At 69.7% G+C, this 12,374-nt stretch carries 13 protein-coding genes; 8 read left to right on the forward strand and 5 right to left on the reverse strand.

Translation table 11 applies throughout. The features are described 5' to 3' along the window. Positions 1-5 precede the first annotated feature (5 nt). The gene (gene pyrF / locus AB431_RS13210; protein ID WP_047330300.1) at positions 6-830 is read left to right on the forward strand and encodes an orotidine-5'-phosphate decarboxylase; all 825 of its coding nucleotides are present in this window, start codon (positions 6-8) and stop codon (positions 828-830) included. Between the two features lie 16 nt (positions 831-846). Here the strand turns inward: pyrF and AB431_RS13215 are convergent, their stop codons facing one another. Then, positions 847-1,266, reverse strand: a complete 420-nt coding sequence (locus AB431_RS13215) for a hypothetical protein (RefSeq protein ID WP_047330301.1) — start codon at positions 1,264-1,266, stop codon at positions 847-849. A gap of 468 nt (positions 1,267-1,734) precedes the next feature. On the opposite strand from AB431_RS13215, the gene mihF reads away from it, so the two are divergent. The 5 genes from mihF to metK all read left to right on the forward strand — a co-directional run bounded on the left by mihF (position 1,735) and on the right by metK (position 5,656). Next, positions 1,735-2,055, forward strand: coding sequence for an integration host factor, actinobacterial type (gene mihF, locus AB431_RS13220; protein ID WP_005146193.1), 321 nt, complete (start codon positions 1,735-1,737; stop codon positions 2,053-2,055). Continuing rightward, complete coding sequence (gene gmk / locus AB431_RS13225; RefSeq protein ID WP_047330302.1) at positions 2,056-2,670, forward strand: guanylate kinase; 615 nt, start codon at positions 2,056-2,058, stop codon at positions 2,668-2,670. Between the two features lie 92 nt (positions 2,671-2,762). Then, positions 2,763-3,065 carry a DNA-directed RNA polymerase subunit omega gene (rpoZ, locus tag AB431_RS13230; protein ID WP_036338010.1) on the forward strand — a complete coding sequence of 101 codons (303 nt, stop codon included), beginning with the start codon at positions 2,763-2,765 and terminating at the stop codon, positions 3,063-3,065. Positions 3,066-3,086: 21 nt separating this feature from the next. Continuing rightward, positions 3,087-4,331 (forward strand): bifunctional phosphopantothenoylcysteine decarboxylase/phosphopantothenate--cysteine ligase CoaBC, encoded by a 1,245-nt coding sequence (coaBC, locus tag AB431_RS13235; RefSeq protein ID WP_047330303.1) that lies wholly within the window; start codon positions 3,087-3,089, stop codon positions 4,329-4,331. A 116-nt stretch (positions 4,332-4,447) separates the two neighbouring features. Beyond that, positions 4,448-5,656: a methionine adenosyltransferase gene (metK, locus tag AB431_RS13240; protein WP_047330304.1), complete on the forward strand. Its 1,209-nt coding sequence runs from the start codon at positions 4,448-4,450 to the stop codon at positions 5,654-5,656. A gap of 76 nt (positions 5,657-5,732) precedes the next feature. On the opposite strand, the gene AB431_RS13245 is transcribed toward metK, so the two are convergent. From AB431_RS13245 to AB431_RS13260, 4 genes are all read right to left on the reverse strand, one after another. Next, positions 5,733-6,476 (reverse strand): 3-oxoacyl-ACP reductase family protein, encoded by a 744-nt coding sequence (locus tag AB431_RS13245; protein WP_047330305.1) that lies wholly within the window; start codon positions 6,474-6,476, stop codon positions 5,733-5,735. A 61-nt stretch (positions 6,477-6,537) separates the two neighbouring features. After that, positions 6,538-8,142 carry an adenylate/guanylate cyclase domain-containing protein gene (locus AB431_RS13250; protein ID WP_047330306.1) on the reverse strand — a complete coding sequence of 535 codons (1,605 nt, stop codon included), beginning with the start codon at positions 8,140-8,142 and terminating at the stop codon, positions 6,538-6,540. Between the two features lie 61 nt (positions 8,143-8,203). Continuing rightward, a complete protein-coding gene (locus AB431_RS13255; protein ID WP_047330307.1) occupies positions 8,204-8,599 on the reverse strand; it encodes a hemophore-related protein in 396 nt (131 codons plus the stop codon). Between the two features lie 92 nt (positions 8,600-8,691). Beyond that, a complete protein-coding gene (locus AB431_RS13260) occupies positions 8,692-9,630 on the reverse strand; it encodes an alpha/beta hydrolase (protein ID WP_047330308.1) in 939 nt (312 codons plus the stop codon). On the opposite strand from AB431_RS13260, the gene AB431_RS13265 reads away from it, so the two are divergent. Together AB431_RS13265 and AB431_RS13270 are read left to right on the forward strand one after the other, a co-directional pair. Then, positions 9,596-10,330: a lysoplasmalogenase gene (locus AB431_RS13265; protein WP_047330309.1), complete on the forward strand. Its 735-nt coding sequence runs from the start codon at positions 9,596-9,598 to the stop codon at positions 10,328-10,330. The genes AB431_RS13260 and AB431_RS13265 overlap by 35 nt on opposite strands. 32 nt (positions 10,331-10,362) lie before the next feature. Continuing rightward, entirely contained in the window at positions 10,363-12,360 is a 1,998-nt protein-coding gene (locus AB431_RS13270) for a primosomal protein N' (protein WP_144418250.1), read from the forward strand. The last annotated feature ends 14 nt before the right edge of the window (positions 12,361-12,374 follow it).

The raw sequence follows: 12,374 nt of genomic DNA on the forward strand, positions 1-12,374 counted from the left end.
AGCCGATGACTACGCCCGGGTTCGGCGCCAGGCTGGCCGCCGCGATCGCCGAGCGCGGTCCGCTGTGCCTGGGCATCGATCCGCACCCGGAGCTGTTGCGCGCCTGGAGTCTGCCGGTGAGCGCGGACGGCCTGGCCCGGTTCAGCGAGATCTGCGTGCGGGCCTACGCCGGTTTCGCCATCGTCAAGCCGCAGGTGGCGTTCTTCGAGGCCTACGGCTCAAGGGGTTTCGCAGTGCTCGAGACCACGATCGCCGCCCTGCGAGAGTCCGGTGTGCTGGTGCTCGCCGACGCCAAGCGCGGCGACATCGGGTCGACGATGGCGGCCTACGCCCAGGCGTGGGCCGGTGACGGACCCTTGGCCGCCGACGCGGTCACCGCCTCGCCATATCTCGGATTCGGTTCACTGAGGCCACTTTTGGAGCTGGCTGAGGCCAACCGACGTGGCGTGTTCGTGCTCGCCGCGACGTCGAACCCGGAGGGTGCCTCGGTGCAGCGGGCGATCGCCGGCGAGCGCACCGTGGCGCAGACGATCGTCGATGATGCCGCCGCGCTCAACCGGGCCGGCCAACCGCGGCTCGGCTCGGTCGGCGTCGTCGTCGGCGCCACGCTGGACGAGGTGCCCGATCTCAGCGACCTGGGCGGGCCGGTCCTGGTACCCGGCGTCGGCGCCCAGGGTGGACGCCCCGAGGCGCTCGGCGGTCTCGGGGGCGCCCGGCCCGGCCAGTTGTTGCCCGCGGTGTCCCGCGAGGTCCTGCGTGCCGGACCGGACGTCGCCGCGATCCGGGCAGCATCCGAGCAGCTGCGCGACGCCGTCGCCTACCTGGCGTGACTGGCGCCGCCTCGCCTCAGAGCGGGATCCAGATCCCGAACAGCCAGAAGCCCCACGCGTTGTAGCCCTGGTCGAATACCGGGTCGACCCAGTTGCCGTTGTAGTTGAACGGCTGGTGGTCCCATCGGCCCTGGTCGATGTTGCGCCAGCCGAGGTCGGGCGGCGGTGGGCCGGGTCGCCAGCCGCGGTCGTCGCCGCCGCGCCATTGCGGCCCGCCAGGCCCGCCGCCAGGGGCGCCGCGCCCGTCGTCCGGGCCAGGTCCGCGGCGGTCGGCCCCTGGTCCTTCCGGGCCGCGCTGGCCCGGTCCCTGGCAGCCCTGGAAGCCGCACTGGCCGGGGCCGGGGTCGGCCACGGCTGGCGCTGCACCCGCCGTCAGCCCCGCGATGGTGATCCCGACCGCCAGTGCGGCAATCCGGGTCGAATGAGTGATGGACATGGCATCCCTTCGAGACGAGAACTTCTCGCTGAACACCCCGACATCCGCCCAGGTTAGGTAGTGCGGCTATGCAAAATCTTTCGCTGAGCTGTGCGCGCGCTAAGTGGTCGCTCAGCGTCGCTTCGACACGCCCGACACGCCGCGACCTGCCTATGAGGTGAAAATCGGCTCCGACGGGCCTCGGGTACCCGGCACCAGGCTCTGGGTGCACCGCGCACTCCCGAAGAACCTGCAGGTAGAGCGGCATTTTCCGGTCTGATTGCGAGGACCGAGACATCACTGGCGACGCCGCGGACGGCTGTCTCGACAGGTGTCCGGACAATGTGATCTTGTGCCATATCCTGCGGCTTTGCACCGGTAAGCAGGGGGTGGGGTTAGATTTCGTCAGAGAGCGTGGGTACGGTCGGCGTCGCTGGCTGAAGTACCCGGCCCAGGCAAAACAATGATGGTGATGAGACGGAGGAACCCGTGGCCCTTCCCCAGTTGACCGACGAGCAGCGCGCAGCCGCGTTGGAGAAGGCTGCCGCCGCGCGTCGCGCACGAGCTGAGCTCAAGGATCGGCTCAAGCGTGGTGGCACCAACCTCAAGCAGGTGCTCAAGGACGCTGAGACCGACGAGGTCCTCGGCAAGATGAAGGTTTCCGCGCTGCTGGAGGCCCTGCCCAAGGTTGGCAAGGTCAAGGCGCAGGAGATCATGACGGAGCTGGAGATCGCCCCGACGCGCCGCCTGCGTGGCCTCGGCGATCGGCAGCGCAAGGCACTGCTGGAAAAGTTCGACTTCACCGCCTAGGTGAATGCCGGCGAAGGGCCGGACAGCGCGGGCGCCGAGCCCGACCACCGCGGCCGCGGCCGAGTGGTGGTGCTGTCCGGGCCATCGGCGGTAGGAAAGTCGACGGTCGTCCGCCGCTTGCGCGAGCAGCTGCCCGACCTGCACTTCAGTGTGTCGGCCACCACCCGGGCCCCGCGCCCGGGTGAGGTGGACGGCGTCGACTACCACTTCGTCACGGCCGAGCAGTTCCAGGACTTGATCAACCGCGGTGACCTGCTCGAATGGGCAGAGATCCACGGCGGCCTACACCGCTCCGGCACGCTGGCCGCGCCGGTGGCCGAGGCCGCGGCGGCGGGTCATCCAGTGCTGATCGAGGTCGACCTGGCCGGCGCCGAGGCCGTCAAACGGGCGATGCCCGAGGCCTTGTCGGTGTTTCTCGCGCCGCCCAGCTGGGAGGCGCTCGAGCAGCGGCTGGCCGGGCGCGGCACCGAAACTCACGAGCAGGTGGAGCGTCGCCTGGCCACCGCCCGTGCCGAGCTCGCAGCTCAGGACAGGTTCGACGTCGTCGTCGTGAACAGTCAATTGGAGTCGGCCTGCGCCGAATTGGTATCCTTGCTGGTGGGCTTGAAGAATTAAGAGAGATTGACGCCCCGAAGCCGGCGCGAGACGTCGACAACCCGCCTCGCACGCCGAATCAGACACACACATCCGCCAGGAAGAAGTTCTACGTGACGCAAGCCAGCACGGATCACTACGATCCGGCCCCGGGTGCCGCAACCGCCTATGACACGCCTTTGGGCATCACCAACCCGCCCATCGACGAGTTGCTGGACCGGGTGTCGAGCAAGTACGCGCTGGTGATCTACGCGGCCAAGCGCGCCCGCCAGATCAACGACTACTACAACCAGCTCGGCGACGGCATCCTCGAATACGTCGGCCCGCTCGTCGAGCCTGGCCTGCAGGAGAAGCCGCTGTCGATCTCGATGCGCGAGATCCACGGTGACCTGCTCGAGCACACCGAAGGCGAGTAGCCCACCAGTCGGGCGTAGTTGATGAACCGCAAGCGGATCATCGTCGGCGTCGCCGGGGGCATCGCCGCGTACAAGGCGTGCTCGGTGATCCGCCAACTCAGCGAGGCCGGGCACGACGTCCGCGTCATCCCCACCGAATCGGCATTGCGGTTCGTCGGTGCCGCGACCTTTGAGGCGCTGTCCGGCCATCCCGTCCGCACCGGTGTCTTCGAAGACGTCGACGAAGTCCCGCACGTCCGGCTCGGCCAGGAAGCCGACCTTGTCGTCGTCGCGCCGGCCACTGCCGACCTGCTGGCCCGCGCCGTCGCGGGCCGCGCCGACGATCTGCTCACCGCAACCCTGCTGACGGCCCGGTGCCCGGTGCTGTTCGCGCCGGCCATGCACACCGAGATGTGGTTGCACCCGGCCACCGTCGGCAATGTGGAGACGCTCCGCAGCCGCGGGGCGGTCGTGCTGGAACCGGCATCCGGGCGGCTCACCGGTGCCGACACCGGCCCCGGCCGCCTGCCCGAGCCGGAAGAGATCACCACCTTCGCCGAATTGCTGCTGGCTCGTTCCGACGCGATGCCCTTCGACCTGAGCGGCATCAAGGTGCTGGTGAGCGCGGGCGGCACCCGTGAGGCGATCGACCCGGTGCGCTTCATCGGCAACCGCAGCTCCGGCAAGCAGGGTTACGCGGTGGCCAGGGTCGCCGCTCAGCGCGGCGCCGATGTCACTCTGATCGCCGGCAACACCGCCGGGCTCGCGGATCCGGCCGGCGTGCACGTCCTGCACATCACGTCCGCAGAGCAGCTGCACGAGGCCGTCACCAAGCACGCGCCGGACGCGCACGTGCTCGTGATGGCTGCTGCCGTCGCGGATTTCCGGCCTGCCCACGTGGCGACCAGCAAGATCAAGAAGAAGGCCGATGTGACCGACGGGCCGACGATCGAGCTGGTGCGCACCGACGATGTGCTGGCCGGAGCGGTGCGCCAACGCACCGACGGGCAGCTGCCCAATATGCGTGCGATCGTCGGCTTCGCCGCCGAAACCGGTGACGCGAACGGGGATGTGCTGTTCCACGCCCGGGCCAAACTCGCCCGCAAGGGCTGTGACCTCCTGGTCGTCAACGCGGTCGGTGAGGGTCGGGCGTTCGAGGTCGACAACAACGACGGGTGGTTGCTGAGCGCCGACGGCGCCGAGGCCGCGCTGGAACACGGCTCGAAGACGCTGATGGCAAGTCGTATCGTGGACGCGATCGCGATGCTTCTACGGCGCGAGGCCTAGCTTCGCAATACGAAGAAACGTGCGCATAAGCCTTGCGCGGGACGTACCGTGCCGGTTTGGTCTGTCAGGGGCGAAGATATGATTCGCCGAACTAAGTTTTCGAAAGGAATGACACTGTGAGCGCAGGTCGGCTGTTTACCAGCGAGTCGGTCACCGAGGGACACCCCGACAAGATCTGTGACGCCATCAGCGATTCCATCCTCGACTCGCTGCTCGCTGCGGACCCGAAGTCGCGCGTCGCGGTGGAAACCGCCGTCACCACCGGCCAGGTGCACGTCATCGGCGAGGTGACGACCTTGGCCAAGGAAGCGTTCGCCGACATCAACGACACTGTCCGCAAGCGCATCCTGGAGATCGGCTATGACTCCTCGGAGAAGGGCTTCGACGGCGAGACCGCGGGCGTCAACATCGGTATCGGCCGCCAGTCGCCCGACATCGCCCAGGGCGTGGACACTGCCCACGAGACCCGCGTCGAGGGTGCCGGCGACCCGCTGGACCTGCAGGGCGCCGGCGATCAGGGGCTGATGTTCGGGTACGCCATCACCGACACCCCGGAGCTGATGCCGCTGCCGATCGCGCTGGCGCACCGGCTCGCCCGCCGCCTGACCGAGGTGCGCAAGAGCGGCGTGCTGGATTACCTGCGGCCCGATGGCAAGACGCAGGTCACTGTGCAGTACGACGGCACCACCCCGGTGCGGCTGGACACCGTTGTGCTCTCCACGCAGCACGCCGCGGGTATCGACCTCGAAGGCACCCTCGCGCCGGACATCCGGGAGAAGGTCGTCAACACCGTGCTGGCCGAGCTGGGCCACGACTCGATGGACACCTCGGACTTCCGCCTGCTGGTGAACCCGACGGGCACGTTCGTCGTCGGCGGCCCGATGGGCGACGCCGGCCTGACCGGCCGCAAGATCATCGTCGACACCTACGGTGGCTGGGCTCGCCACGGCGGCGGTGCGTTCTCCGGCAAGGACCCGTCAAAGGTGGACCGCTCGGCCGCGTACGCGATGCGCTGGGTGGCCAAGAACGTGGTGGCCGCCGGCCTGGCCGAGCGAGTCGAGGTGCAGGTCGCATACGCCATCGGCAAGGCCGCCCCGGTGGGTCTGTTCGTCGAGACCTTCGGATCCGAGACCGTCGACCCGGCCCGGATCGAGAAGGCCATCACCGCGGTGTTCGACCTGCGCCCGGGCGCGATCGTGCGCGACCTGGACCTGCTGCGCCCGATCTACGCGCCCACGGCCGCTTACGGCCACTTCGGCCGCACCGACGTCGACCTCCCCTGGGAGCGGCTGGACAAGGTCGACGACCTGAAGAACTCGGTGTAGTTCGCGCCGAGATCGACGTTTGGCCGGGGTGCACTCGCACTTTCCCGGCCATTCGTCGGTTTGGGCGAGAAGAGATCTAGATGACGAAACCGCCGTCGACGTTCCAGGTGACGCCGGTGACGTAGCTGGCCTCCGGTGACGCCAGATAGGCCACCGCACTGGCGATGTCGCGGGGCTGGCCGTAGCGCCCGACGGCGATGAAGGGTCGCACCTCATCGGAGAACCCGCCCACTTCGGGGTTCATGTCGGTGGCCACCGGCCCCGGCTGGATGGTGTTGATCGTGATACCGCGCGGCCCGAGCTCCCGCACCAGACCGCGGGTGAGGCCGGCGACCGCCGCTTTCGTCAGCGCGTAGACCGCCAGCCCGTTCATCGGAACCCGGTCGGCGTTGACGCTGCCGATGGTGATGATCCGCCCGCCCTCGCCCAGATGCGGGACGGCGCGCTGGATAGCCGCGAACACCCCGCGCACGTTGACCGCGAGCAGGCGGTCGAACTCCTCGAGCGGGAAGTCCTCGATGGGTGCGGCGGCCGCGACCCCGGCGTTGTTCACCAGGATGTCCAGACCGCCCAGCGCGGCGACCGTTTCGTCGACCGCGGCGGTGACGGCGGCCGGGTCAGCGCTGTCGGCCTGGATGGCGACCACCTTGCCTCCCGCGGCGACCAGCTCGTCGGCCAGTGCCTGAGCGGTCTGCGCGGAGGACTGATACGTGAACGCCACCGCGGCGCCGTCGGCGACCAGCCGTCGCACGATCTCGGCGCCGATCCCGCGCGAGCCACCGGTGACCAGGGCGTGCCGTCCGGCGAGGGGAGTGGTCATGGGGTTCCTCCGTTGCGTCAGTTTTGGATTGCCAACTGTGACAAGCAAAGGAGGACCGAAATCATTCCTCGACAGGCGTGGTGGGAACGGCGAGCCGGGTGGGCTTCGAACGACCGCGCAGGACAACCTCGTCGTCGAGCTTCCAGAGGCGTTGTTCGGCGGGGTCGGCGGCCTCCAACGCGGTAGCCGAGGCGAGCAGTCCGGCACCGGACTTCTTGGCCATCTCGCACAGCCGGGATGCTTCATGCACGGGGTCGCCGATGACGGTGTATTCGAAACGATGATGCGACCCGATGTTGCCGGCCACCACGGTGCCGGCGGCAACTCCGATGCCCACGGAGATTTCGGGGACCTCACGGCGCAGGCGACCGGCGATCGCCCGGGCGGCGGCGAGGGCGTTGGTCTCGGGTTGTTCCTGTGCCACCGGCGCACCGAACACGGCCAGCGCGCCGTCGCCTTCGAACTTGTTGATCAGACCGCCGCAGCGTTCGACTTCGTCGACCACCACACCGAAGAATTCGTTGAGCAGTTCGACAACCTGAACCGGTGGCCGGCTGCCCACCACCTGCGTGGACCCGACAATGTCGACGAAAAGGACTGCGGCTGAACACTCTTCGCCGCCGAGGTTGATCTTGCGTTGTTCCGCCGCCAGGGCGACGTCGCGTCCGACATGGCGTCCGAACAGGTCGCGGACGCGGTCGCGCTCTCGCAGGCCCTCGACCATCGTGTTGAAACCACGTTGCAATTCGCCGAGTTCGGTGCCGTCGAAGACCACCACGTGGGCGTCGAGGTCGCCGTCTTCGACGCGCTGCATCGCAGCGCGCACGACTTGCACCGGCGTGGCGATCAGCCACGAGGCGATCAGGATCAGGATGAAGCCGAAAATCGCTGCGGCGCCGGCCAATAGCAGTACGGCGAAAGCGAGCTGGGTGACGGTCATGTTGCGCAGGGTCAGGGTGAACCCGGCCGCCAAAGCGATTCCCGCGACCGGCACGCAGGAGCCCAGCACCCACGCCATGATCGTGCGACCCAGCACGCCCGGACCGCCGCGGTGCTCGGGCTTACCGGTCTCGAGTGCCTGTGCTGCCACCGGTCGCAGCGCGAACTCGGTGAAGAAATAACAGCTCGCCGACACCACGATCCCGCTGAACGTGATGCCGAACAACATCTTGGGGATGTATCCGGTGTCGACCAGGCCGAACAGGGTTGTCAGCAGCGCTGCTCCGACGCCCCACAGCACCAGCGGGATGACGGTCAGCCGCCACGGGGCGCTGAAGGTGTTGCGTTGGTCGCGCGGGGTCGGAACGCGGTCCTCGATGGCCCACCGCAGCGCGTCGAGGACACGACGGGTGGCCCAGATCCAACCGATGATCACCGCGACGACGACGTAGACCGGAGCCACGATCGTGATGATCGGGTGGGCACGGCCTTCGAAGATGTTCGGCACCGGGATGGCGAACGTGATCACCGACATCGCGACCGCGACGCCGATCAGGTTGGCCACCACCACGAACACCGTGAGGATGATCTGGATGCGAACGCGCCGGCGGCGCTGGCTCTCCGATACTCGCCCCAGCAGCCAGGAGCCATACTCCGGGGTGACCGGTGCCTGGGCGCTCTGCTGGGTGAGCCACTCCAGGACTCGGTGTGTCCGTCGTATCGGCATCAAACAGTCAGCCCGGCCGTCGAGTCATAACGGCCGGGCTGTACTGGTGAGTCGGAGCTGATCAGCCGACGAACTGGTCGAACGCCCACTGATACTGCGGCGGGATGACCTGGACGCCGCACTGCTTCTGCAGCGTGCCCAGCGGAGCCAGAAGCGCGGTGAACTCCTGGTACTCCTGCGGGTTGGACTGCGCGTAGGCCTGCAGGGTGGCGGAGGCCTGGGCGCGCGGCTGCAGCGCCGCGGTCATCAGCATCCGCTGCCCGTCCGGGTGCGAGTTGAGGTAGCCCTGGATCGCGCCCTGAGACTGCGCAACCTGGGCATCGACGGCAGGCTTGCTGCAGTCGGGTGCGGCGACGGCGGCCGGTGCGGCGATGACGGCCGACGCCAGGCCGGCCGCGACGACGCCGAGACAGATGCCGAGCGTGCGCCGGGCTCCGGCGGCTTCAGCAATGTTCATGGGTTGATCCTCCCGATTGTGGCGATTGGTGCCATTCTGGCCTGTCCGGACGGTCCCGACAAGGTTCGCTGCTAGCCGTGCTGTTCGTCCGCTCACGCGTGCAACGCTGCGCGCAGAGCAGATAATCCACGTCCGGTCGCCTCGGTGGCGGCCGGCACCACCCCGGCGTAACCGAGGTAGCCATGCACCAGTGTGTCGGCCGAATGCAGCTCGACTGTTACACCTGAGGCGGCCAGCAATTCGGCATAGCGGGCGCCGTCGTCGCGCAGCGGGTCGTGACCGGCGACGGCGACGTAGGCCGGGGGCAGCCCGGAGAGGTCGGCCGCTCGTCCCGGCGCGAGGCCCGCGGGCGGATTACGCAGGTCGACATCGCCGGCATACCACCTGGTGAAGGCCTCGATGGCGGCCATGTCGAGCACCGGCGCGTCGGCGTTCTCGGCGAACGACGGCAGCGAGTTGTCCCACATCGTCGACGGGTACCACAGCAGTTGAAACGCGATCGGCGGCCCGTCGTGGTCGCGGGCCAGCTGAGCCACCACCGCGGAGAGCGTGCCGCCCGCCGAGTCGCCGGCGACCGCCAGCCGCGAGGCATCCGCGCCGAATCGGTCGGCGTTCTCGGCCACCCACCTCGTGGCAGCCCACACGTCGTCGACGGCGGCCGGGTACGGATGTTCCGGGGCCAGCCGGTAATCGACCGACACCACCAACGTGCGTGCGGCGACGGCATGCTCACGCGCCGTGCCGTCGTGGGTGTCGAGATCACCGACGGCGAAACCGCCGCCGTGGAAGTACATGGTGACCGGGGGACGCTCCGTGTCGGACGGCCAGTACACCCGCAGCGGAATCGGGCCGGCGGGTCCGTCGATCTGGTGGTTCTCGACGCGCAGGTCGGGATGCGCCGGGCGGCGCGGCAGGTCCCGCAGGCGGCGGCGCGCCTCGTCGATTCCGCCGTCGACGGTCAACTGAAAGGGCACCGCTTCCAGTACCTTCTGCAGGATGGCATCCACCGGCGGTCTCTCCAAGCTGGGCATGAAATCACCGTACTTACGGACGCTGACATCGTGGTGGGCGGCCGGTGCCGCGGTCGCGATCGGCTACGGCATCTTCCTGGCCGTCGCGGCGCTGCAACTACCCGACAACGCGGTTCTCACCGGTCGGTTCCCCGGCCAGCCGGCCGTCAAGGCCCTGATGGCCGTGCTGCTCGCGGTGGCCGCGCTGTGGCACCCCATCGTGCGGGAGAAACGCTGGCTGGTCGCGGCGCTGCTGTTCTCGGCCGGCGGGGACTTCTTCCTGGCGATGCCGTGGTGGCAGCCGTCGTTCGTGCTCGGGCTGGGCTCGTTCCTGGTGGCGCATCTGTGCTACCTGGGCGCGCTGCTGCCGCTGCGGGGGCCGACCGCGCCTCGTCTCGTCGCCTCTGCCGTCGTCGTCGTCGCCTGCATCGGTTTGCTGATCTGGTTCTGGCCCAGGCTGGTGTCCGACGGGCTGACCATCCCGGTCATGGTCTACATGGCGGTGTTGGCCGCGATGGTGTGTGCGGCGCTGGTGGCCCGACTGCCCACCCCGTGGACGGCCCTGGGCGCGGTGTGTTTCGCGGTGTCCGACGGAATGATCGGTATCGGCCGGTTCGTGCTGGATTCGCAGGCACTCGAGGTGCCCATCTGGTGGGTGTATGCCACCTCGCAGGTGCTGATCACCGCGGGCTTCTTCTTCGGGCGGGCGGCGGCTGACTAAACGATTGTCGGCCTCGTCGTTAGTCTTCGACGATGCCGATCCGGCGCGCCGCCGAGCACGAACCCATCGCCCGGGTGCTGCCGATGCTGTCGGTGCCGCACCTGGACCGCGAGTTCGATTACCTGGTGTCGGCCGAACAGTCCGATGACGCCCAGCCGGGCGTGCGGGTGCGAGTGCGTTTCCACGGCCGCTTGGTCGACGCCTTCGTACTCGAACGACGTTCCGACACCGACCATGTCGGTCAGCTTGGTTGGCTGGACCGAGTGATCTCGGCTGAGCCGGTGCTCACCCCGGAGGTTCGCAGGCTCGTCGACGCGGTCGCCGCCCGCTACGCCGGAACCCGGCCCGATGTGCTGCGGCTGGCCATCCCGCCGCGCCACGCCCGGGCCGAGAAGACCCAGGCCGACGCGCCACTGCTGCCGGTCGTCGAGCCGGTCGACCCCGCCGGCTGGGCCCGGTACGCCCGCGGTGATCAGTTCCTCACGGCGCTCAGCGAGGGCCGGGCCGCGCGCGCGGTGTGGCAGGCGCTGCCCGGTGAGCAATGGTGTGACCGGATCGCTGAAGCCGCCGCGGCCGCGGTCGGCGGCGGCTACGGCGTGCTGGCCGTGGTTCCCGACCAGCGCGACATCGACGCGCTGTGGCAGGCCGCCACAACCCGGATCGACCCGGCCGCCGTCGTCGCGCTGTCGGCCGGGCTCGGCCCGTCGGCACGCTATCGGCGCTGGCTGGCGGCGCTGCGCGGGCACGCCCGGCTGGTCATCGGCACCCGCAGTGCGGTGTTCGCCCCCGTCGAGCGGCTCGGTCTGGTGATCGTCTGGGACGACGGCGACGACACTCTCGCCGAACCACGCGCGCCGTACCCGCACGCCCGCGAGGTGGCGATGCTGCGCGCCCATCAGCTGCGCTGCGCGGCGGTCATCGGCGGCTACGCCCGCACCGCCGAGGCGCACGCACTGGTGCGCAGCGGCTGGGCCCACGACCTGGTGGCGGCGCGGCCGCTGGTCCGCGCCGCCGCGCCTCGGGTGGTCGCACTCGACGACGAGGGTTACGCCGAGGAACGTGACCCCGCGGCCCGCTCGGCGCGGCTGCCGTCGCTGGCTCTGCGCGCCGCGCGGAGCGCACTCGATCGCGAGGCGCCGGTGCTGATCCAGGTGCCGCGGCGGGGCTATGTGCCGTCGGTGGCGTGCGCGCGCTGCCGCACGATCGCCCGCTGCAGGCACTGCATGGGGCCGCTGTCGCTGTCCGAGCGGGACGCCGCCGGGGCGGTGTGCCGCTGGTGCGGGCGCATGGACACCGCGCTGCGCTGCCGGCGGTGCGGCTCCGACGCCATCCGCGCGGTGGTGGTCGGGGCACGGCGCACCGCCGAGGAGATGGGCCGGGCCTTCCCGGGCACGACGGTCATCACCTCGGCCGGGGACGCCGTGCACACCGAGATCGAGCCGGGGCCGGCCCTGGTCGTCGCAACTCCCGGCGCCGAGCCGCGCGTGCCGGGTGGCTACGGCGCCGCGCTGCTGCTGGACAGCTGGGCGCTGCTGGGCCGTCAGGACCTGCGGGCGTCCGAGGACACGTTGCGACGCTGGATGGCGGCCGCCGCGCAGGTGCGCCCCCGCGGTGACGGCGGTGTGGTGGCGGTGGTCGCAGAATCGGCCATCCCGACCGTGCAGGCGCTGATCAAGTGGGATCCGGTCGGCCACGCCGACGCCGAGCTCGAGACCCGCGCCGAGGTCGGGCTGCCACCGAGCGTGCACATGGCCGCCGTCGACGGCGGCGCCGCCGCGGTCGGCGCGCTGCTCGGCCACGCCGAGCTGCCCGAGGACGCCGACCAGCTCGGGCCCGTCGACCTGCCACCGGGGGTCCGCCGCCCGCCCGCCACCGACCCCGGCGAACCCGTCATCCGGATGCTGGTGCGCGTCGGCCGGGACGAGGGCCTGGCGCTGGCCGCGTCGCTGCGTAGCGCGATCGCCATCGCCAGCGCCCGCCACGACCACGAGGCAGTTCGGGTACAGATCGATCCTTTGCACATAGGGTGAACCCCGACGAAACG

The organism is Mycobacterium sp. EPa45 (assembly GCF_001021385.1).
GTDB lineage: Bacteria > Actinomycetota > Actinomycetes > Mycobacteriales > Mycobacteriaceae > Mycobacterium.

Coding starts and splice junctions, on each gene's coding strand:
- AB431_RS13215 (WP_047330301.1), bottom strand. CDS start 1,266: ATGTCCATCACTCATTCGACCCGGATTGCCGCACTGGCGGTCGGGATC.
- AB431_RS13255 (WP_047330307.1), bottom strand. CDS start 8,599: ATGAACATTGCTGAAGCCGCCGGAGCCCGGCGCACGCTCGGCATCTGT.
- AB431_RS13265 (WP_047330309.1), top strand. CDS start 9,596: ATGGCATCCACCGGCGGTCTCTCCAAGCTGGGCATGAAATCACCGTAC.
- pyrF (WP_047330300.1), top strand. CDS start 6: ATGACTACGCCCGGGTTCGGCGCCAGGCTGGCCGCCGCGATCGCCGAG.
- AB431_RS13245 (WP_047330305.1), bottom strand. CDS start 6,476: ATGACCACTCCCCTCGCCGGACGGCACGCCCTGGTCACCGGTGGCTCG.
- AB431_RS13260 (WP_047330308.1), bottom strand. CDS start 9,630: ATGCCCAGCTTGGAGAGACCGCCGGTGGATGCCATCCTGCAGAAGGTA.
- coaBC (WP_047330303.1), top strand. CDS start 3,087: ATGAACCGCAAGCGGATCATCGTCGGCGTCGCCGGGGGCATCGCCGCG.
- AB431_RS13250 (WP_047330306.1), bottom strand. CDS start 8,142: ATGCCGATACGACGGACACACCGAGTCCTGGAGTGGCTCACCCAGCAG.
- AB431_RS13270 (WP_144418250.1), top strand. CDS start 10,363: ATGCCGATCCGGCGCGCCGCCGAGCACGAACCCATCGCCCGGGTGCTG.